Genomic DNA, 21,193 nt, shown 5'->3' with positions numbered 1-21,193 from the left:
GGACTGCCATGCGTGCCCGTCTCCAAATGCGCTCGCGCTCAAGAGGTGCCGCTACGGTCGAGTTCGCGCTCTCCGTGCCGCTCCTCGTGATGATTCTGATGTTCAGCATGTACCTCACGGAGTTGGTGAGGGCGAAGCTCAAGCTCCAGGAGGCGGCGCGCTACGCCGTCTGGGAGATGACGAGCTACGCGCTCTCCGACTTCGCGAACGGCAAGCACGATGACGCCTTCGAGGACGCCCGCCGGGAGGCGCACAAGGAGTTCGTCGAGCGCTACAAGGACATGGACTCGGTGGAGCCCAACGGCACTGGCGGCAATTTCATTGCCCGCTACACGGACGTGACGGCGACCATCTCCAACAAGGAGATCGCGCTCCTCGAGAGTGGGATGCTCAGCCGCCCGAGTACCAGCGAAGGAGGCGGCCTGGCGGGCGCCATCCTCAGCCCGTTGAACAACGGCATGGGATGGGTTTTGAACCAGTGGGGTTTCAACAACAAGGGCTGGGTCGAATCCGAAGTCGAGATGAACTACGAGAACGTCATCCTGCCGACGCGGTACCTCGACAAGAGCGGTGGCAACGGCGGCTTCTTCAAAGAGAACATGATGGGCGGGCGCGACTTGGGCAGCCTGCGGCTCAAGTCGAAGTACTCCATGTACGCCAACGGCTGGCACATGCCGGACGGCGGTGACGCCATCATCCGTGGCCGCCGCGCCGGTCAGCACACCGGTGGTTCCCTCAGCCAGCCCCACGGCCTCTACCGCCAGGTGGATCGGATGGTGTTCCTGGGCTTCGCCTCCACGTTGGACAGCCTGGGCATTGGCGCCATCCTCGATGTGGTCGCCTCGGTGCTCCCCAACTTCCTGGGGACCTTCGTGGTGTCCCGGAACTACGGCGTGGGCGCCTCGCAGAAGGGCGACTGCACCGGCCTTGCCCAGTATGATGCGAAGGCCAGCAGCGGCCTCCACGTCATGCACAAGCGCCGCTTCGAGCTGACCGACCACGAACGGCCCAACTGCTTTGACACCGCGCCATTCCGCGACGAGATGACGTACGCGAACAGCAACTACATCAAGGTCTTCAACGCCCGTGGCGAGTTCTACATGGGATGCAAGCGGGCCATGGCGGACGACCCGACTGACCCGGATGCCCGCCCGGAGTCCACGCAGAATGACGAGCAAGACCTCAAGATCCCCTGCGAGTAGGGGAGGGGCCCTCCGGTCGGTGCTCCTGTTCGCGTTGTTGGCCTCCGCGCCAGCAGCCGCGGAACAGGAGCTCCCCGTCTATCCGGGCACCATCCACACGCGCATCGGCAACGACCTGGTCATTGGCGGGGAGTACTACCGCCTCGCGTACTTCACGACGCCGGACCCCATGGAGAAGGTGGCCGCCTACTTCGCCCGGAAGTGGCAGGAAGAGGGCTACCCCACCGTGGTGGAAGGGGACATGCAGGACGAGGGCGTGGTGTCGGCGCTCTATACCCGCGAGGGGCTCCAGCGCGGCGTCGTGCTGCGCAAGCACCTGGGCAAGACGGTGGGCTTCACCGCGCTGCGGGACTTGTGGGTGCGTCCCCCCAAGAAGCCGGCGCCCGGGCTGGTGGCGCTGGAAGGCGCGCTCTACAGCCAGGACCTGGCCACGCGAGATGACCCGGGTGGCTCGCAGAGCCGTACCACGCTGGTGACGGGAGAGCTGACGAAGGTGCAGCAGCAGGTGAACGCGGAGTTGGAGCGCCGCGGCTACGCGCCCGTGCGGCAGTCCGCGCTCAAGATGGGCGGCGGCACGCAGTTGACCATGGAGCACGCCCGCAAGGGTGAGCAGGTGGTGACGACACTGTCGCCCGCGGAGGAGGGTGTCACCGCCGTGGTCCAGATGTGGATTGGCTCGGACCGGCCGGACGCGGTGCCCAACGACGATGCCGTGCGCCAGAGCCGCGAGGCCTACGAGCGGGAACAGGCCCAGAAGAAGGAGGGCGCGAAGTGAGGGCCCTGCTCGTGGTGGCCGCGGTCGTGCTGGCGTTCCCGGTCCGCGTGGAGGCGAATCCCGCGCGGGAGCTGGTGCAGCACATGTCCCGCGGCGCCCGCCCGGCCCGGCTGGGCGACTGGGTGACGTACCGCTTCAACGGCGGCGGCCTGCGCGTCTACTACTGGCGCCTGGCGGTGGTGGGGGAGGAGAAGGACAAGGAGGGCCGGGACGCGGTGTGGGTGGAGATGGAGGCGGGGACCCATCCGGCCATGAAGTCGCCGCTCGCGCAGATGCGCATGCTGGTGGCTCGGGAGGGCGACGAGATTCGCTATGACGCCATCTCCCGCCTCTACATCGGCACGGGCTTCGGCCAACCCCAGGAGTATTCGGACGAGGCTCTCCAGCACGTGCTCAAGCAGGAGGAGGCGGACGCGAAGAAGGCTCAGTCCGCACCGCCGGAGAAGCAAGCGCCGCTGCCCAAGGGCGTGAAGCCCACGACGCGCTCGGGCAAGGAGTCCCGGTTGATGACGCTGGCAGGCACCGTGGCGGCCGTCCCCGTCGAGGTCGTCCTGAAGAACACCGTCATCAAGCGGATGTGGCTCAGCCGTGAGATTCCGCTGCTGAACCTGGCCAAGATTGAGATTCCCGGCATCGGTCACGCCATGGAAGTGGCGGAGTACGGAATCGACGCCAAACCCCGCATGCGCATCCCCGCTCCAGACGCGCCGAAGATCAAGCTGGAGTACGCGGATGCTATACTCGATGACCTGCCCGGCGACGCGGACGACGGGCACGGACACGACACCTCTGAGGACACGCCGTGAACCACCCGAAGACGCTGCGTTCCCGCGCCCGTAACCGTCGCGGGCAGGCCATGCTGGAGTACTCGCTGTTGAACTGGATTCTCGTCGTCGCGCTCATTATCGGCGCGTCGGTGAAGGTCCGCTGGTCGGAGGACCGGCAGTCCAACGTCATCGACCTGTTCATGGAGGCGTACCAGATTTATTACGACTCCTTCTACTTCGTGCTGAACCTGCCGTTCCCGTGACGGCAAGCAGTGAGGTGGGGCAGCCGTCCCCGCTGGGGCTGCGGCTGGTGCACGCCGTCTTGTTCGTCGCCTTCGCCGCGGGCGTGGGCGTGGCGTCCGTGCCCGAGTGGACGCACCTGACGCAGGCCTTGAGTCAGCCCTTCCACGCGGGCGCGGCACCGCGCTGGCTGGTGCTGGCCGGTTCGTTGCTGGCTGCGGTGGGCACGGCACGCCTGGGCTGGGAGCTGGTGCGCGGCCGGTCCGCGCCGTTGTGGGCCTCCGGCGTCATCCTCCTCGGCGTCATGGCCACGCTCGCCGGCGGTCGTCCGCAAGGGCTGGAGCAGTCCCGCTCCGACGTGGCGGCCAACCTGGAGCTGCTCCGCGTGGCCCGGCGCGTCCACCTGCTGATGGTGCACGAGCTCCAGTCGCATGGAGAGACGCCTCGGTCGCAGGACGCGTGGCGCGCCGCGCTCCAGAAGTCCGGCGCCAGCGAGGTGCGGGTGTACACGCGCGCCTTCCTCCCCGTTCATCCCCAGGTCGCCTGGCTGCCCTCCGAGAGCGCGGTGCCGGACCCGCTCGTGCCGGGGCAGCTCGCGGTGCACGTGACGCCGGATGGCGTGGGCTTCTCGGTGCGGCTGGTGGGGCTCCACCAGGGCCAGCCGGCGCTCCTCAAGGATGACCAGGGGGCAACGCTGGTGCTGCGAGGCCTGTACAACCCGGACCTTCCGCCGCCTGCGCAGCCCACGTTTCCGCCCACTCCCTGACACCTCGCGCGCTCAGCAAGGTTGCGGGTTCCTAGAGACTCGGCCAGTCTCGCCAGACCTCATGACGCGGCGGTCCCGGCCGGTGGGTCGTCCTGGATTGACGGAAGGAGCGCGCAATGGCGCAGGCGGCATGGAAGTGGTTGGTCGTCGCGGCGGCAGTCGGGGCAGGGGTACTGGCATGCGACGGCGGTGACGGAAACAAACCGCCGCCCCCCACCGGATTCGACGCGGGCGTGAATGTGTTCCGCCCCGGCCTGGGCGAGGACGACGGCGTGCCGCAGGGTACGCCCCTTTCCCTCCCCGAAGGCGTCAGCTTCGCCGGCACCCTTCGCGGCGCCGCCGAGGTCTCCGGCGAGTGCGAAAACGCCAGTGTGGAGTCACAGGGCTCGGGCGCCTTGGTCCGCGTCTGCGTGCCTCTCCGCAATAACACCGGGTCGCCTGTCGAAGTGGAGTTCCCCCCGGGGCTCGTCGTCGTGTCCACCTCCGAGGGACGCGGCCAGAACGGGTTGCTCATCGAGCGCACCATCCTCGTCGTTCCGCCCACCCCCCCGGGGCCCGGCGGGCGGGACGATGCCGGTACCCCGGACGGCGGGGTGGAGGAGAACGCCTATATCGTCCCCCTCTACATGTACTGCCTGAACAAGGAGCGGGACCCCTCCAACGAATTCATGACCTACGCGGTCGGCCCCATCACGTCGGATGACGCGCTGCAGGAACTGCTACGGCTCCTCGAGGGGAAGGTCATCGACAGCGCCGAGGACGTGGGCGTGGTGCAGAACGCCCTCTATAGCATCACCGAGGGCCGCGGCCTGACGACGCCGGACCGCGACGCCATCAACGACCTCTGACGCGGTACGATGTCAGGTCCCGGATTGCGCGCGATACAGAGCTGTCGCGAGAGGTGGTTTTGACACCCGGTGTATCGCACGGCTAACATCGCGCGCCATCCGCTGATTGCACTGCACTGTATTCCAACACCTGCTCTGGACTCCACTTCGGACTCCATCATCGCCGCCGAACGGCTCCCCCCCGTTCTGGAGGTTTCTGAACCATGCTGAAGGGCAAGACTCCGCTCGTCGTCGCGCTTGTGCTGGGCCTGTTGGCCGGCGTCATCGCGTATTCCGCCATCAAGAAGAAGGAGGCGGATGTCCGCCGCGGATGGAACCTGGTGCCCGTCGTCGTGGCGGCGCAGGACGTCCCTGAAGGCACGGTCATCACCTTCGAGATGATCTCTCAGCGCTCCGTGCCGGAGCAGTTCGTGACGTCCTCCGTGGTGCGTCCGGACTCCGCGTCCTACATCGTGAACCAGAAGGTGCTGGTCGCGCTGCAGGCGGGTGATCCGCTGCTGTGGAGCCAGTTCGAGACGACCAAGGCCGCCGAGCGGCTGTCGTCGAAGGTGCAGAAGAAGGCGCGCGCCCTCACCATCGAGGCGAAGCACACCACGTCGGTGGGCGGTTGGATTCGCCCCAATGACCACGTGGACGTGATTGGAACCTTCCGCGACCCGCAGACGGACGAGAACGTCGCCGTGACGCTGCTCCAGAACGTCATCGTGGTGGCCACGGGCAAGATCACCGGTACCACCAACGTGAACCTCATCCCGGAGAACCAGCGCGAGTACAACAACATCTCGCTGATGGTGCTGCCGGAAGAGGCCGAAATCCTGGTGCTCGCGGTGGAGCTCGGCCAGCTGACGCTCAGCCTCCGCAACGAGGACGACGTGGACCTCATCGAGGAGCGTGGCCGCGCGACCATCAGCACGCTGCTGTCGGGTGAGCGCACCCGCGTGCTGGAGCAGAAGCGCCGCGAAATCATCCAGATCATCAAGGGCGGTGCCGAGCGGGCCGCGGGCGCTGGCGCGCCGTGATGGCGTGCGTCGTCCACCCTCGCTCTTAGGGAAGCGCGCACATGCTTGCTGGAATCGTCCTCCTCCTCGTCACCGGCTCGGTCTTCTTCTTCAGCCTGGTGATCTTCAGCGTCCTGTCGAAGGCGTATGAGCAGTACCAGGAGCGCTACGTCGCCAAGTCGATGAACGACTTGAGCGACATGTTCCTCTTCATCGATCCACGCCAGATGTTGATCCTCAACATCGCGTGCATGTGCTTGTTGGGGATCCTGTCGTACATCATCTTCAACCCCATCCTGGCGGTGGTGGCCACGGTGTTCGGCTTCTTCCTGCCGATGCTGATGGTCAAGCACTACCGGAAGCGGCGCATCAAGAAGTTCAACGTGCAGCTGGTGGACGCGCTGCAGGCCATGGCCAACGCCTTCAAGGCCGGTCTCACGTTCCCCCAGGCCATCGAGCACGTGGCGCGCGAGGCGATGCCGCCGCTGTCGCAGGAGTTCGGGCTCTTCGTGAAGGAAGTGAAGCTGGGTGTTCCGCTGGAGGAGGCGCTCATCAACATGGGCCGCCGCGTGGGCAGTGACGACCTGGAGCTGGTCGTCGTGTCCACGAACATCGCCCGTCAGCTCGGCGGCAACATGGCCGAGATGTTCGAGACGATCTCCACGGTGATCCGCGAGCGCTTCCGTCTGGAGGGCAAGATCGACGCGCTCACCTCGCAGGGCAAGCTGCAGGGGTGGATCGTCGCGGCGATGCCCGGTGTGCTCGGCATGGTGCTCAACTACATGCGGCCCGACCTGATGGAGCCGATGATGGACCACATCTTCGGTTGGATCCTCGTGATCATCATCGCCATCATGGAAGTGATGGGCATCCTCATCATCCGGCGCATCGTCAACATCGATATCTGAGAGGTGCACCGTGGACGATGTCCTGACGCCAATCTTGATCGGCAGCTCGGCGCTCCTCTTCGCGGGCGCCGTGGGCTTCCTGGGCCTGGGGCTGTACCAGACGATGCTGGAGCGCTTCCTGTCGGAGGTCCGTGACGAGTCCACGGGCGGCATGAAGGGCTTTGGCTCGGTGGCCATCCGCCGCCTGGGCGCGATGAACCGCCGCTTCATGTGGCCCGGCTATGAGGCCAAGGCGCGCCGCAACCTCATCAAGGCGGGTGAGCCTCAGGCGTACAAGCCCGAGGACATCATGGCGCTGCAGGAAGTCAGCGCGGTGGTGGGCCTCATCATGGGCCTCATCCTGCTCAACGGCTTCGGCGTGAGCCTGGTGTGGGCGCCGCTGTTCCTGCTCTTCGGCATGTACTACCCGCTGATGTGGCTGAACGACCAGGTGAAGAAGCGCCACCTGCTCATCAGCCGCGCGCTGCCCTACAGCCTGGACCTGCTGACGCTGTCGGTGGAAGCCGGCCTGGACTTCACCGCGGCGCTGGCCAAGGTGGTGGAGAAGGGCAAGCCGGGGCCGCTGCGCGAGGAGCTGCAGCTGGTGCTCAAGCAGCTGAAGATGGGCAAGACGCGTGAAGAAGGCCTCAAGAGCATGATTGTCCGCGTGGACCTGCCGCCGCTGACCACCTTCGTCACCGCGCTCATCCAGGCGGACAAGATGGGGACCAGCTTGGGCAAGGTGCTGCGCATCCAGTCCACGCAGATGCGCATCGACCGCACGCAGCGCGCGGAGAAGCTGGCCGGCGAGGCGCCGGTGAAGATGCTCTTTCCGCTCATCGCGTGCATCTTCCCCACGGTGTTCATGGTGCTGTTCGGGCCCATCGTGTTCCAGTTCATGTTCGGAAACGTCGCGGGGTAGCGCCCCGTGCCCATCCTCCTGACCATCACGCAGGGGCTCCAGCAGGGACGGGAGCTCACCTTCGAGGCGGCCGAGGTCAACATCGGCCGCACCTCGGAGAACGACCTGGTGCTGCACGACCACGGCGTGTCGCGCAGGCATGCGCGCATCGTGCTCCGCGGCGACAAGTACTTCGTCGCGGACATGGGCAGCTCGAATGGCACCGTTCTCAACGGTGGGCTGCTGTCGGGTGAGCAGCAGCTTCGGGATGGGGACAAGATTGGCGTGGGCCCCGTCGAGTTCACCTTCGTCTGGGTGCCGCCGGAGGGGGACGAGGACGCCACGCGGCCCATCCGCCGGGGCGACCCGGTCCCCGCGCTGGACCCGGACGCCACCCGTCCCATCCGCCTCAACGACCCCATTCCCGCCGAGAGCGGCATCGTGCTGCCGGAGGGCCATCCCACCGCGCAGCGGCCCGCGGTGGTTCCGGTGCGTCCGGGCACCGCCGCCGTGGCGAAGGCCGAGCCCGGCGCGGGGCAGACGGCGGCGGAGCGCGCACGCCGTCGCCGGGAGCTCGCGGGCAGTCAGGCGGGCAGGTTGCTCCTGTGGTGGGGGCAGCTGTCGAAGCCGGCGCGTCTGGGCGTGGGCGCGGTCGGAGGCGGCCTGGTGCTGGCGCTGGTGGGCGTGCTGGCCGTCTTCTTCATGCCCAAGGGCGAAGGCCGGGCGTCTGGCGTGGAGCCGGAGGACCTGGGCTTCGAGGTGATTTCAGACTCGTTCGGGGTGGGCGAGGGCGTGACGTGGGAGAACCCGGAGCACAAGTCGTTCGCCTTCCAGTTCGTCACCCCGACGCGGGCGGTGGCCGTGGTCCACTACATGGCCAGTGGCATCTCCAAGGAGGAGGTGGCGCTGGTCGTCAACGGCGTGGACGTGGGCTGGGTGCCGCCGGACGTGAACGCGGTGGCGGAGCGCGGGCTGGAGCAGATTCTCCCGCCCTCCGCGCTGAAGCGGGGTGAGCTCAACTCCATCGTCTTCGACAATGTCCGCAACCCGCCGGGGCGGGACACCTGGCGTGTGTGGAACCTGCGCCTGGAAATCATCCCGGTGCCGGAGTTGCCGCAAGACGAGCTCCTGGCCAAGGCGCGTCAGTACGTCACCGCGGGCGCCCGGTTCTATGAGTCGCGCGACGTCGGCGCGGAGAACCTCTTCAAGGCGTGGCAGCAGTACCGCTTCGCCTGGGTGACGCTGGAGGCGCTGGACACCAAGCCTGACATCTATCAGGACGTGCGTTTCCAGCTCGGCGAGGTGGCAACCGAGCTGGACCACAAGTGCAGCCAGCTGCTGCTCGATTTCCAACGCAGCGTACAGTACCGGAATGCGCGGACGGCTCGGGCCGCGTTGCAGGAAATGGGTCGACGCTTCCCTACGGCCGAGCATCGCTGCCACAATCTAGGTTTGCAGTTGGCTTACGAGCACGAGCTGTAGGCGCGTGCTCACTTCGACAGGAAGTCGGTGATTCGCATGTCCAACGGTTCCCCTCCGGCACGCCGCCGGCCCCCTTCCGGGGCGCCCTCGGGTGGGACCGGGTCCCGTCCCGCCGTGCGCAGGACGTCCGCCCGGCCCGCGCCTGCCCCCGTCTCCGCCGCAGCCCGGCTCATTTGCATCGCGGGCCCCAAGGACGGTGAGGAGTTTGCCCTGTCCGAGGAGGAGTACGTCATCGGTCGAGCGACCGATAACGCCATCTGCATCCCGGACACCTCCGTGTCCCGCAAGCACGTCATGGTGCGGAAGTCGGGAGCGGGCTGGGCGGTGAGCGACCTGGGCTCCGGCAACGGAACGCTCATCAATGGCGACGCCATCAACGAAGAGACGCCGCTGGCCAACGGTGACGTCATCACGTTGGGCGACACGGAGCTGCGCTTCGAGGACGTGGCCAACTCCACGATGATGGTCGGCGCGCCGGCCCCTGGTCCGCGTCCTCGTCCGGCGGCCTCGGGCAGCCGCGGCGCGGTGCCGCCCCGTCCGGGGCCTCGCGTCGAAGGTGGTCGCGTGCGCAGCGCGCGCGCGACGGCGGCCACGGCGCCGACCCCCGAGGAGCTGAAGAAGAAGAAGCTCATCAAGCTGGGGGTGGCGGGCGCGGTGGTGGTGCTGTTCGCGGGCCTGGGCGTGGTGCGGATGAACGTCCAGAAGCAGCAGGCGGTCGCCGCGGAAGAAGCCCGTCAGGGCAAGAACCACCGGGAGCGGCTGGGCAGCCTGTTCCAGGACGCCAAGAACCTGGTGCGCGAGGGCAAGTGGGTCGAAGCGAAGGCGAAGCTGGAGGAGCTCCAGTCCGAGGCGCCGGAGTACCCGGGCGTGGCGGACTACCTCGGGCACGCCGCGCGCGAGATTCCCGTCCAGGAGAAGCTGACGGCGGCCAAGGAGGCCCTGGCGAAGAAGGAGCTGGGCAAGGCCGGTACGCTGCTGGCCAGCGCGGGTGAGAGCCAGTTCCTCTACGAGCAGGTGAACTCGACGAAGCGCGCGCTGTCGGAGGCCGCGGACACGCGCACGCGCGAGGCGCGCAAGCTGCTGGATGAGAACCAGCTCGACATGGCCAAGGCCATCACCGAAGACATCCTGGTGGCCTTCCCGGAGCACCGCGACGCCAAGCTCATCAACGAGCAGGCGGCGCAGGCCATCATCGTCCGTGACACGCCCAGGCCCGTGGTCCAGGGGCCGGCCCCCAAGCCGTGGGAGCCCGCCGTTGACCGCTTCCGCGACGGCGACATGTCCGGCGCGGTGGCCATCCTCAACGCGTGCATGGCGCGCACGCCGCAGTGCAAGAAGGTGCTCGGGCAGGTGACGGAGTTCGGCAACCTCTACAAGCGGCTGGAGGACCTGGACGCTCGGGGCCTGTCGAAGCTGATGTCGCTGGACAAGGACATCACCGGCGGCCGTCCCAGCAAGATGGCGCGCAACGCGGGGACGCGGGCGGCCACCATCTTCTACAAGGGCGCCACCGCCGCGAAGGCGGCGGGGCAGTGGAGCCGCGCCATGGACTACTCGCGCAAGGCGTTGCAGGCAGACCCCGGGCACGCGGGCGCCACCAACATCATCAGTGAGCTGAAGGCGAAGGCGAAGGACGTCTACCTCCAGGCCTACTCCCTGAAGGACGGGAGCCCCGAGGAGGCACTGCCCAAGTTCAAGGACGTGGTGGCGATGACGCCGCCGGATGACGAGTACCACGAGAAGGCGAAGACCTGGGTCGAGAAGCTGTCCCGATGACCCGGCGCAAGGTGGGAGGCGGCACGCTGCCGCCAGTGGGCCAGCAGGGAGACCTGTTTGGCAGTGGCGCCTCCACGCCTCGTGCGGCTGGCGCGGCGCGGAAGGCCGCGGCGCCGCCGAAGCCTCCGCCGCCTCCGGTGGACGAGGACGGCACCTCGTTGCTGGGGCCGATGGAGGGCGCGCCGCCTCCGCCGCCCAAGCCCGAGCGCGTGGTGCTGTCGGTGGGCGAGCTGACCCGCCAGCTGAAGCAGACGCTGGAGTCGCGCTTCGCCCGCGTCATCGTGCGCGGCGAGGTGACGGGCTTTCGCGGGCCCAACGCGCGCGGCCACTGGTACTTCTCGCTGAAGGACGCGGGCGCGGCCATCGACACGAAGGTGTGGGCCTCCATGGCGGCCCGCCTGCGCTTCGCGCTGCGCGACGGCATGGAGGTGATTGCCGAAGGCAGCGTGGACCTGTACGAGCCGCAGGGCCGCTACAGCCTCATCGTCCAGCGGTTGGAGCCGGTGGGCGAGGGCGCGCTGGCGCTGGCCTTCGAGCAGCTCAAGGAGCGACTGGCCCAGGAGGGACTCATTGGTCCCGGGCGTGTGCGGCCCCCAGGCCGTTGCCCTACCTGCCTCGGCGGATTGGCGTGGTGACGAGCCGGACCGGCGCGGCGCTCCAGGACTTCCTGCGCGTGCTGCATTCGCGCAACCCGCGGCAGAGCGTCCTGGTAGCAGATGCGCGCGTGCAGGGCGAAGGCTCCGCCGTGGAGGTGGCTCGCGCCATCGAGCGGCTGGCTCGCACGGACGTGGACGTCATCGTGGTGACGCGCGGCGGTGGCTCGGTGGAGGACCTCTGGACCTTCAACGAGGAGCGGGTGGCGCGCGCCATCTTCGCCTCGCCGGTGCCGGTGGTGTCCGCCATTGGCCACGAAATCGACTTCACCATCTCCGACTTCGTGGCGGACCTGCGCGCGCCCACGCCCAGCGCCGCGGCGGAGCGCCTGGCGCCGGTGCTGGCCGACCTGGAGCTGACGCTGGCCACGCAGGCGGGCCGTCTGCGGCGTGCCATGGAGCGCCGGGTGTTGGAGCTGCGCGAGGAGCAAGGACAGCTCGCGTCGCGGCTGGAGGACCCTCGGCGGGCCATCAACCACCAGCGGCTGCACCTGTCCGAGCAGGTGGAGTCGATGATGCGCGTGCTGCGGCCCGCCGTGCGGGGGCACCGCGAGGAGCTGCGGTCGCTGACCGAGAGGCTGCAGCGGGCGCGCCCCCAGGCACGGCTGGGTGAGCAGCGGGCGCACCTGCTGAAGCTGGCCATGCGGCTGTCGGAGGCGGTGCGCGCAGGTGTGGCGACGCGGCACGGGGCGCTGGCGACGGCACGGCTGGGGCTCGAGAGGGCGTCACCGGCGGCCCAGGTGTCCCGCGAGCGCGCCCGGCTGGCCGCGCACCGGGCGCGGCTGCTGGCGCTCCAGCAGGGGGCCCTGGCGGATGCGCAGAAGCGTTTCCAGCGTCTGGAGGGACGACTGGACGCCATGAGTCCGTTGAAGGTGATGTCCCGTGGTTATTCGGTGGTGTTCCGCCAGCGCGATGGCGCGGTGGTCCGCACGGGCGCGGATGTCCAGGTGGGAGAGCGCCTGGGGCTGAAGCTCGCGTCGAACGGGGCGAAGTCGCTCGGGGGATGTGAAGAAATCGAAGCCACCGTCACGGCGGTGAAAGGGCCGGTGGACTGCTGACGGGCCACCCTCTAGAGTCCCGCGCCCCATGCGGGGAGGTGGATGGAAGTGGCGAAGTCGGACAAGGCGCCCAAGGCGGACAAGGTAGCGGAGGCCGAGGTCCCCGAGCAGTACGGGGACGTGGTCTCCCGGCTCGAGGAGACGGTGGGCCGGCTGGAGAGCGGCAATCTCTCCCTGGAGGACTCGCTCAAGGCCTTCGAGGAAGGCATCCGGCTGGTGCGCCGGGGTGAGAAGCTGCTCACCGAGGCGGAGCAGCGCATCGAACAGCTCCTGCTGGACGAGGACGGAAACGACGTGGTGGCGCCCCTGGCGGTCGCCGCGCGTCCGGCGGCACCCGCGCCCGCGAGCCCTCGGGCCCCCGCTCCCCGCCCGCCCCCGGAGGATGACGTCCCGTTCTAGGTGCTCGGGCGCGTCCATTCCGGCATGTCGAAGCTGAAAATCACCATTGTCGATGATGACCGCGACACGCGGGAGCTGCTGGCGGCGGCCCTGGAGTACGAGGGCTTCGCCGTCACCATGGCGGCCAACGGCCTGCGGCTCATCGCGTCGCTCCAGCTTCACCGGCCGCATGCCATCCTCCTGGACGTCAACATGTCCTGGATTGACGGCTTCGAGCTGTGCCGGGCGGTGAAGAAGAACGAGCAGTTCCGGGACATCCCCGTCATCTTCATCAGTGGCCGCGGGGAGCCCGAGGACAAGCGGCACGGCATGGCGGTGGGCGCCGCGGACTACTTCGTCAAGCCGCTGGACATGGACAAGCTCGTCAGCCGCATTCGCGAGCTCGTGCCCGCGCAGATTCCATAAGAGGAGCACGGACGCTCGTGGCAACGTTTCAACTGAATTCCTTCCTGGCCGCTCAGCAGGCGCGCGTCGAGGCCCTGCTGAACGAGCGCGTGGCGCGGCTCGGGCCTTCCGGGACGCCGCCGCAGCTCGCGGAGGCCATGCGCTACTCCCTGCTGGCCGGCGGCAAGCGCCTGCGCCCGGTGCTCTGCACGGCCTTCGCGGACCTCGTGGCGCGCGGAAGCGCCGTGTCCGCGGTGGCGGGCGACGCGGCGTGCGCGCTGGAGTACGTGCACACGTACTCGCTGGTGCATGACGACCTGCCGGCGATGGACAACGACGACTACCGCCGGGGCCGGCTCACCAACCACAAGGTGTACGGTGAGTCCATGGCCATCCTCGCGGGGGACGCGCTGTTGACGGAGGCCTTCACGCTGGTGGCCAGTGGGCCCGAGAGCATGCGCGCCGCGCTGTGCCGGGAGCTGGCGGTGGCCTCGGGCGCGGCGGGCATGGTGGGCGGGCAGGTGCTGGACACCGCCGAGGACCGGCCGTCCGCGCTGGACTACCTCATCCGGATGCACCGCATGAAGACGGGCGCCCTCATCCGGGCCGCGTGCCGCATGGGCGTGCTGGCCAGCGGTGGAGACGCGGACGCATTGGCGCGCGCGGACACCTACGGTGACGCGGTGGGGCTGGCCTTCCAGATTGCCGATGACGTGCTGGACGTGACGGCCACGGCGGCGGAGCTGGGCAAGCCCGCGGGCGCGGACGCCGCGGCCGGGCGCTTCACCTTTCCGGCGGTGGTGGGCCTGGAGGCGTCGCGGAAGCTGGCTGACCAGAAGGTGGCCGAGGCCATCGCGGCCGTGCGCCCCCTGGAGGGCGAGGACGGGCCGCTGGCGGCGTTGGCGCGCTACACGGTGGAGCGGAAGTCCTAATGTCGGAGTTGCTGTCACGCATCGGCTCGCCTTCGGACGTCCGCGCACTTCCCGAGGAGGCACTGCCGCTCCTGTGCCAGGAACTGCGCGAGGACATCATCTCCATCTGCGGCCGCGTGGGAGGCCACCTGGGGGCCTCCCTGGGCGCGGTGGAGCTCATCGTCGCGCTGCACCGCGTGTTCCATTCGCCCCAAGACGCGCTGCTGTTCGACGTGGGGCACCAGACGTACGCGCACAAGCTCCTCACGGGGCGGCGTGACCGCATGCACACGCTGCGGCACGCGGGCGGCATCGCGCCGTTCCTGGACCCGCGGGAGAGTCCTCACGACGCGCTGCTCGCGGGGCATTCATGCACGGCGGTGTCCGCGGCGCTGGGCGTGCTGGAGGGCCGGCGGCAGCAGGGGCACCGGGGCCACGTGGTGGCGGTGTTGGGCGACGGCGGCCTCACGGGGGCCTTACATTTGAAGGGCTCAACAACGCGGGGGAGCTCCCTGCCGTTGGTCGTCGTCCTCAACGACAACCAGATGTCCATCAGCGCCAACGTGGGGGCCATCCCCGCGCTGCTGCGCACCCGCGAGGCGCGCGACTTCTTCGAAGGCCTGGGCTTCACCTACCTGGGCCCGGTGGATGGGCACGACCTGCCTGCGCTGATTCGCGCGCTGCGCGAGGCCCGTGCCTCGTCGCGGCCGGTGGTGGTGCACGCGCTGACGCTGAAGGGGAAGGGCTTTCCGCCAGCGGAGGCCGACGCGCAGACGCGTGGACATGCCATGGGCCCGTATGAGTGGCGGGACGGCAAGCTGGTGCGCTCGCGCGGTGGCCAGCGGACCTTCAGCGAGGCCTTCGCGGCGGTGCTGGAAGACGCCATGGCCCGGGACCCACGGGTGGTTGCGGTGACTCCCGCGATGTTGGAGGGCTCGGCGCTCAACGCGCTCAAGGCGCGCTTCCCGGACCGGGTGCACGACGTGGGCATCGCGGAACAGCACGCCGTCACCTTCAGCGCGGGGCTGGCCATGGCCGGCGCGCGGCCGGTGTGCTGCATCTATTCGACCTTCCTCCAGCGCGCGTACGACCAGATCATCCACGACGTGTGCCTGCCGGGCCTGCCCGTCGTCTTCGCCGTGGACCGCGCGGGGCTGGTGGGCGCGGATGGGGCGACGCACCAGGGCACCTACGACGTGGCGTCCCTGCGCCCGCTGCCGGACCTGCACCTGTGGTCGCCCATGGTGGGGGAGGACCGGCGCCCATGCTGGACACCGCCCTGGCGGCGCCGCACGCCTCCGTCATCCGCTTCCCACGCGGCACGCTGCCGCCCCTGCCCGAAGGACTGGGCGCGGGTGAGGTGCCGCTGCGGGGGCTCGCTGGCTGCTTCGCGCGGAGCAGCCCCGGCTCACGTTGGTGACGTTGGGGCCTTTGGGCATCGCCGCGCTGGAGGCCGCGCGGGGCGAGCCCGGCTGGAGCGTGTTGGATGCGCGCTGCGCTTCGCCTCTGGATGAGGCCGCCTTGCTGGAGGCCGGCCGGTCCGGTCATGTCGTGGTGGCCGAGGAGGGCACCACGCGCGGCGGGCTGGGCAGCGCGGTGCTGGAGCTCTTCGCGGCGCACGGGCTGATGGCCCGCGTCCGGTTGATGGGCATGCCCGATGCGTTCGTTCCCCATGGGGACGCGCGGGTCCAGCGCGCGGAGCAGGGGCTGGACGCGGCGGGCCTGCGGCGCGCGGGCCTGGCGCTGCTGGCAGGGGACGGACGGTGAAGCCTCGAAAGGAGCGGTTGGACGTGCTGGTGGTGGAGCGCGGACTGGCCGAGTCGCGCACCAAGGCCCAGGCGCTCATCCTGGCCGGCCAGGTGGTGGTGGGCGACCAGCGCGTGGACAAGCCCGGCACGCTGATTCCGCAGGAGGCGGAGCTGCGCCTCAAGGGCGAGGTGCTTCCCTACGTGTCGCGCGGCGGGCTGAAGCTGAAGGGCGCCATCGACCGCTTCGGGCTCGACGTTCGAGGCAAGGTGGCCGCGGACATCGGCGCGAGCACCGGCGGCTTCACGGATTGCCTGCTCCAGCACGGCGCCACGCGCGTCCACGCGATTGACGTGGGCTACGGGCAGCTCCACGAGAAGCTGCGCACGGACCCGCGGGTGCGCTCGCGCGAGCGTGTCAACGCGCGCTACCTCACGGAAGAGGACCTGCCGGAGAAGGTCGGCGTGGTCGTCATCGACGTGAGCTTCATCTCCCTCACGCAGGTGCTGCCGTCGGTGCTGACGTACCTGGAGCCGGGCGGGCTGTTGGTCGCGCTGGTGAAGCCTCAGTTCGAGGTGGGGCCAGACCGGGTAGGGAAGGGCGGCGTGGTGCGGGATGTCGCTGCCAGGCAGGACGCCATCGACACGGTGACAGCGTTCGTCCGCGAGCAGGGCCTGGAGGTCCTCGGGTTGATGGACTCCACGGTGCCCGGGCCCGCTGGCAACGTGGAGGCACTCCTCGTCGCCAGCAGGCCCTGAGTCCGCGCGCTACGGCCGGTAGCGGCGGTAGTCGGACAGAGGCAGCGTCTGCACCACGTCGAAGCCCGTGCGGACCCACAGCCGGCCTTCAGGGTCGATTGCTCCGCCCAGGCTGTCGACCACCTGGTGGCGGAACAGCTCGCGGGCCTCGCCGCCGGACGTCTGGTCCACGGCAACGATTTCGTTGGGCAGCGTCGGCGCGCCATCCAGTCCGCGGGCCGGCGCGTTGAGCAGGAAGAGCTCCGGCGACCCCGGCCGGCGGAGCACCTGGAGCACGTTCAGCGCGCCATTCGCGTCGATGGAGCGGTTGTCCCGGTTGCGAATCTGCCCCGACGCGTCCAGGAACCACACGCGCTGCTTGCCCACCGCGACGAGGCGCGAGGCACCCGGGTGATAGACGATGTGCGCCAGCGGCACCGGGAGCGCGGGGCTGGTCCACTGGAGCCGAGCGCCCTCGCACTCGTCCTGGTTCGCGGCGCAGGCGATGACCTGCGACTGCTCCGAGCCGAGCTGGAGGCCCAGGAAGAGCGTGTTGCCCGTGTCGTTGAAGGCGCCCAGGGGCAGGCGCTCGTTGCGCGCGAAGGTCCGCAGCTTGTACGCGGCCCGGGCCGTTCCGCCCGCGCCCTGCTCACCCGTCTCGCCCGCGTACAGCTCGGTGACGGTGACGTCCGTGCGCGAAGCATCCGGGCCCGTGCCCAGTGAGGCGATGAGAATCATCCCGTCCGCGCGAACCAGGGGCGGAGCGATGACGCTCTCCAGCGTCGTGGGCGCGTAGAGCCACTTGACCTCGGCCACGCTCTCCGACGTGCCGTTGGGGTTGTGGGAGAGCCGGCGCACCTCGTCGATGCGGTTGACGATGATGGCGTCACCGCCCGGCAGCACGGTGAGCTGCGTGGGGCCGATGTCCGTCGTCGTGCGCGCGGTGATGCGCAGCTCGGCGTCCACGGCGAAGGCGCCCACGTTCGGGGTCCACACCCAGCGCTTGCCGCTGATGGGGTTGCGCTCGGTGATGACCGTCTCGGGGGTGCAGGCGATGGGCATCCCGACAGTGCCCGTCACCTTGCCGCTGAGGTTCACGCGGTACAGCGTGGAAATCTCCGTCGGCGGGACGCCGCAGCCCAAGAAGGTGGGATTGGCGCTGGTGCCGTCGATGACGAAGTGGTCGGTGACGACCTGTCCGGCGTTCTGCGGCTCCACGATGCGGCGCTGCACCGGGAAGTAGGAGACAGGGGCGGGCTGCGAGCGATTCGTACGCCCGTCGGAGCACGTGGCCACCGCGTTCAACGACAGGTTCGCGGCCAGGCCCGCCGTGGCGTAGGGAATGTCGTTGCGCTCCAGCGTCAGCGTCATGGTGCCGCCGCTGTGCGGGAAGGTCCGGAGCAGGGTCTCCCGGTCATTGACGTTGAGCGTCGAGCCGCCCTCGCAGCCGGACACCGTGACGATGACCTGGAGCTTGTCGTCGGAGATGATGCTCGCGGGCACCGTCAGGGCGACCTGGGGAGGATCCGGCGTGGGAGGGGGCGGTTCACTGCCGCCACAGCCGGCAGCCAGGCTGCCGGCGACGATGAGTGCGGAGCGCCGCGCGCGCCGCGTCAGGGAGGGGTGGGCCATGGCGGCGACTCTAGCCGGTACGCGGCGTCCCAGGCATCCAGGCCCGTTTGTCGGGGAGGCCCGAACCGATTCTCTCTCCCACCTGGGTACGGAACGTCCCCCAACGTCCGCGGGCTGTGGTAGTTCCGCCAGCGCCGTTGGGACCCTGTGCGGTGGGCGGCGTCACAGCGCCAGGGATGCGCCAGGAAGTTGCATGTGCAGCCCCACTGGCGCCTGATGGGCGGTAGGCAGGGCGGGCGGCCGTGCGCGGTCCGCGGGTGATTGGGAAGTGACGTCCATCGTGTACGCTCGACTCCCGGAGGGCTTGGGGGCGGCGGGGACCGACGTGGCCACATCCTCCCACCCATGCCCGCCGTTCTGGCTCCAGGGCGTGTTCAGCGGCATGATCGGGATCCGAACCATGAACTCTTTCGCACGCAGCGGGTTTTTGCAGCCTCTCTACCCGGCGCAATGTCGCCGGGGCTGGGGTTCACCGTGAGAGTCGAGATGCAGGCTGATCAGCGGGGACGCGTGCTGGTGGTGGCCGCCAAGGAGGCGGGCGATGCGCTCATGGAGCGGCTCACGTCGAGCGGCTACCAGTGTGCGTCGGCGGAGAAGGAGAGCGGCCTGGCCCAGGTCGCGGACACATTGCAGCCAGAGGTCGTCCTGCTGGCGGTGACGGCGAAGCGGGCCGCGGAGATGCTGGAGTCGCTGCGCAAGGTGGACCGGCTCCAGCGCCTGCCGGTGCTGGTGGACCTGGGCCGCGCGCGCTCGGCGGAAGCTTTCAAGCGGCTGGCCGTGGACGATTGGATCCGCAGCGCCGACGAGGTGGTGCCCCGTCTGGAGGCCGCCCTGCGCGCAGGCCGGCTGCGTGACCGGGAAGAGCGGATCCGCCTGCGCATGGGGATGCTGCTGGAAATCACCCAGGCGGCCACCAGTTCGCTCGAGTTGGAGGAGATACTCCGCATCGCCGTGGACAAGGTGGGCCGTGTCACCGGGACGGACCGTTGCTCCGTGGTGCTGGTGGAGGGCAGCCATGCCCGCACCGCGAAGGTGGTGGCCACGCAGGAAGACCCGAGCCTCGTCCAGTTGGACATCGAGGTGATGCGCTACCCGGAGCTGCGCCGCGCGCTGGAGACGCGGGAATCGGTGGTCATCGAGGAGGCACAGCGCGACCCGCTGATGGCGGAGGTCCGCACCAACATCCTGCCGCTGGGCGTGAAGTCCATCCTGGTGCAGCCCCTCATCTGTCAGGGCGACCTGCTGGGGGCGTTGTTCCTACGGGTATCGCGCGCTGACGCGTCGTTCGGCCGGGACGAGCAGGAGTTCGCCCAGGCAGTGGCCGGCGTGCTGGCCAACTCCATCCGCAACGCGCGCCTGCACACGGCGGTGAAGAAGAAGCGCGAGGACCTGGAGGAAGCCTACGTCCAGCGCTACCAGGAGCTGAACGAGGCCAACCGCCGGCTGAAGGAGCTCAACCGGCTCAAGGACGAAATCATCGCGGTGTGCAGCCACGACCTGCGCGCGCCGCTCCAGGTGCTCCTGGGGCACGGCCGGCTGTTGCAGGAAGGGCCGCTGGAGCCGCAGCAGCGCCAGTCCTCCGAGGCGATGATTCGCCAGGGCAAGAAGATCCTCGGCCTGGTGGAGTCGCTGCTGGAGAAGGGCAAGGGCGAGGCGGCGCGGCTGTCCATCGAGCCCCGCGTCCTGGACGTGGCACAGCTCTGCCGCGACGCCGTCAACGAGTTGGAGATTCTCGCCGCGGACCGGGGCGTGTCGCTGCGCGCCGACTGTCCCGACAGCCTGATGCTCATTGGTGACGAGGTGAAGCTGCACGAGGTGCTGCAGAACCTCATCACCAACGCCATCCACCACGCGCGCCAGGACGGCGAGGTGGTGGTGAGCACCCAGCGGCTGGGGCGTCCCGACGGAGACGCCGCCAAGGTGTGCGTGCAGGACGACGGCGTGGGCATTCCGCCGGACGAGCTGCACCTCGTCTTCGACCGCTACCGCCACGGCGGCAAAGGCGGGACCGGCCTGGGGCTGGCCATCTGCAAGGAGTTCGTGGAGCTGCACGGCGGTGAAATCTGGGCGGAGAGCCCTCCGGACACCGGCTGCATCTTCGTCTTCACGCTGCCGCTGGCGCAGGAAGCGCCGCGCAACCCGCGCCCGCCGCCCGCCGCCGCGTCCACGCCGCAGGAGCAGCCGCGCGTGCTGGTGGTGGAGGACGAGCCGGAGATCGCCGCGGTGCTGTCGGAGGTGCTGCGCTCCAAGTACCGCGTGGAGGTGGCGCGCGACGGCGCGGAGGGCCTGGCCCGGGCGAAGGCCCAGCGGCCGGACCTGGTGGTCATGGACGTGTTCCTGCCCAAGCTGGACGGCCTGGACGCAGCCATGGCGCTCAAGTCCTCGACGGACACCGCGCGCATCCCCGTCATCCTGCTGTCCGCCCACCAGGGCGTGGCGGAGAAGGTCCGCTCGCTGAACCTGGGCGCGGTGGACTACATGAGCAAGCCGTTCAACGCGGTGGAGCTCCTCAACCGCACCGAGCGCGCCCTCAAGCTGCGCCAGGGTGAGCGCGAGCAGCAGGAGAAGGAGAAGTCCAGCGCCTTGCAGCGGCGCACCGGCAGCGACCCCGCCACGGGCCTGCACGACCGGCGCGGGCTGCTGCTGCGGCTGGAGCAGGAGGTGGCGCGCAGCCGGCGTTACCACCGCGCGCTCAGCCTCGCCGTGCTCCGGCCCGACCGGCCGGTGGATCCGGTGCCGTCCAGCATCGCCGATGTCATGCGCAAGCGGGTGCGCCACCCGGATGCCATCTCCCACCTGGGCGGAGGTGTGTTCGCCGTCGTCCTGCCGGAGTGCCAGGCGGAGGCGGCGCGCGCCGTCATCAGCCGCATGTTGCCGGATGTGGAGAAGGCGACGGACACGGAGTACCGGTCGGCGGTGGCGGATGTGAGCCAGGACAGCGACTCGGTCGAGAAGCTGCTGGAGAAGCTGGGCGCGCCGGCCCCTGAAGAGAGCTGAGGCGACTGCGCGCGGGACGGGCTCACGCTAGACT

The 21,193-nt window shown here is 69.3% G+C and carries 19 protein-coding genes and 1 pseudogene; 19 read left to right on the top strand and 1 reads right to left on the bottom strand.

Translation table 11 applies throughout. The features are described from left to right. Positions 1–8 precede the first annotated feature (8 nt). From QEG98_RS24825 to QEG98_RS24745, 18 genes and pseudogenes are all read left to right on the top strand, one after another. Positions 9–1,202 (top strand): pilus assembly protein, encoded by a 1,194-nt coding sequence (locus QEG98_RS24825; protein WP_316563078.1) that lies wholly within the window; start codon positions 9–11, stop codon positions 1,200–1,202. Further along, a complete protein-coding gene (locus QEG98_RS24820; protein WP_316563077.1) occupies positions 1,168–1,977 on the top strand; it encodes a hypothetical protein in 810 nt (269 codons plus the stop codon). Before QEG98_RS24825 ends, QEG98_RS24820 begins: the two co-directional genes overlap by 35 nt. Next, positions 1,974–2,783, top strand: a complete 810-nt coding sequence (locus QEG98_RS24815; RefSeq protein WP_316563076.1) for a hypothetical protein — start codon at positions 1,974–1,976, stop codon at positions 2,781–2,783. The genes QEG98_RS24820 and QEG98_RS24815 overlap by 4 nt, the downstream gene beginning before the upstream one ends. Then, positions 2,780–3,007: a hypothetical protein gene (locus QEG98_RS24810; RefSeq protein ID WP_011554647.1), complete on the top strand. Its 228-nt coding sequence runs from the start codon at positions 2,780–2,782 to the stop codon at positions 3,005–3,007. The genes QEG98_RS24815 and QEG98_RS24810 overlap by 4 nt, the downstream gene beginning before the upstream one ends. Next, positions 3,004–3,750, top strand: coding sequence for a hypothetical protein (locus QEG98_RS24805; RefSeq protein WP_316563075.1), 747 nt, complete (start codon positions 3,004–3,006; stop codon positions 3,748–3,750). Before QEG98_RS24810 ends, QEG98_RS24805 begins: the two co-directional genes overlap by 4 nt. A 116-nt stretch (positions 3,751–3,866) precedes the next feature. Beyond that, a complete protein-coding gene (locus QEG98_RS24800; RefSeq protein ID WP_090494280.1) occupies positions 3,867–4,598 on the top strand; it encodes a hypothetical protein in 732 nt (243 codons plus the stop codon). Between the two features lie 203 nt (positions 4,599–4,801). Then, entirely contained in the window at positions 4,802–5,617 is an 816-nt protein-coding gene (cpaB, locus tag QEG98_RS24795; RefSeq protein WP_011554644.1) for a Flp pilus assembly protein CpaB, read from the top strand. A 41-nt stretch (positions 5,618–5,658) separates the two neighbouring features. Continuing rightward, positions 5,659–6,504, top strand: coding sequence for a type II secretion system F family protein (locus tag QEG98_RS24790; RefSeq protein WP_140793401.1), 846 nt, complete (start codon positions 5,659–5,661; stop codon positions 6,502–6,504). Between the two features lie 10 nt (positions 6,505–6,514). Continuing rightward, complete coding sequence (locus tag QEG98_RS24785; RefSeq protein ID WP_011554642.1) at positions 6,515–7,405, top strand: type II secretion system F family protein; 891 nt, start codon at positions 6,515–6,517, stop codon at positions 7,403–7,405. Between the two features lie 6 nt (positions 7,406–7,411). After that, complete coding sequence (locus QEG98_RS24780) at positions 7,412–8,866, top strand: FHA domain-containing protein (RefSeq protein WP_316563074.1); 1,455 nt, start codon at positions 7,412–7,414, stop codon at positions 8,864–8,866. A gap of 27 nt (positions 8,867–8,893) precedes the next feature. Further along, positions 8,894–10,642: an FHA domain-containing protein gene (locus QEG98_RS24775; RefSeq protein ID WP_090494273.1), complete on the top strand. Its 1,749-nt coding sequence runs from the start codon at positions 8,894–8,896 to the stop codon at positions 10,640–10,642. Continuing rightward, positions 10,639–12,353 (top strand): annotated as a pseudogene (xseA, locus tag QEG98_RS24770) (exodeoxyribonuclease VII large subunit). Before QEG98_RS24775 ends, xseA begins: the two are co-directional and overlap by 4 nt. Before the next feature lie 42 nt (positions 12,354–12,395). Then, a complete protein-coding gene (gene xseB, locus QEG98_RS24765; RefSeq protein ID WP_316563073.1) occupies positions 12,396–12,752 on the top strand; it encodes an exodeoxyribonuclease VII small subunit in 357 nt (118 codons plus the stop codon). 24 nt (positions 12,753–12,776) lie between these two features. Continuing rightward, the gene (locus tag QEG98_RS24760; protein ID WP_026113988.1) at positions 12,777–13,157 is read left to right on the top strand and encodes a PleD family two-component system response regulator; all 381 of its coding nucleotides are present in this window, start codon (positions 12,777–12,779) and stop codon (positions 13,155–13,157) included. Between the two features lie 17 nt (positions 13,158–13,174). Beyond that, a complete protein-coding gene (locus QEG98_RS24755; protein WP_316563072.1) occupies positions 13,175–14,068 on the top strand; it encodes a farnesyl diphosphate synthase in 894 nt (297 codons plus the stop codon). Further along, positions 14,068–15,561 (top strand): 1-deoxy-D-xylulose-5-phosphate synthase, encoded by a 1,494-nt coding sequence (locus tag QEG98_RS24750; RefSeq protein ID WP_410477837.1) that lies wholly within the window; start codon positions 14,068–14,070, stop codon positions 15,559–15,561. The genes QEG98_RS24755 and QEG98_RS24750 overlap by 1 nt, the downstream gene beginning before the upstream one ends. Continuing rightward, entirely contained in the window at positions 15,464–15,814 is a 351-nt protein-coding gene (locus QEG98_RS42165) for a transketolase C-terminal domain-containing protein (RefSeq protein WP_410477836.1), read from the top strand. Before QEG98_RS24750 ends, QEG98_RS42165 begins: the two co-directional genes overlap by 98 nt. Then, positions 15,811–16,551 carry a TlyA family RNA methyltransferase gene (locus QEG98_RS24745; protein WP_090494263.1) on the top strand — a complete coding sequence of 247 codons (741 nt, stop codon included), beginning with the start codon at positions 15,811–15,813 and terminating at the stop codon, positions 16,549–16,551. Before QEG98_RS42165 ends, QEG98_RS24745 begins: the two co-directional genes overlap by 4 nt. A gap of 9 nt (positions 16,552–16,560) precedes the next feature. On the opposite strand, the gene QEG98_RS24740 is transcribed toward QEG98_RS24745, so the two are convergent. Next, positions 16,561–18,162 carry a hypothetical protein gene (locus QEG98_RS24740; RefSeq protein WP_316563071.1) on the bottom strand — a complete coding sequence of 534 codons (1,602 nt, stop codon included), beginning with the start codon at positions 18,160–18,162 and terminating at the stop codon, positions 16,561–16,563. A gap of 486 nt (positions 18,163–18,648) precedes the next feature. Here QEG98_RS24740 and QEG98_RS24735 point away from each other — a divergent pair, with 486 nt between their 5' ends. Next, entirely contained in the window at positions 18,649–21,159 is a 2,511-nt protein-coding gene (locus QEG98_RS24735; RefSeq protein WP_090494258.1) for an ATP-binding protein, read from the top strand. Positions 21,160–21,193 lie beyond the last annotated feature (34 nt).

This window comes from Myxococcus sp. MxC21-1, assembly GCF_032612255.1.
Taxonomy (GTDB): Bacteria; Myxococcota; Myxococcia; order Myxococcales; family Myxococcaceae; genus Myxococcus; species Myxococcus virescens.
This window is presented reverse-complemented; position numbering and strand designations above follow the sequence as displayed.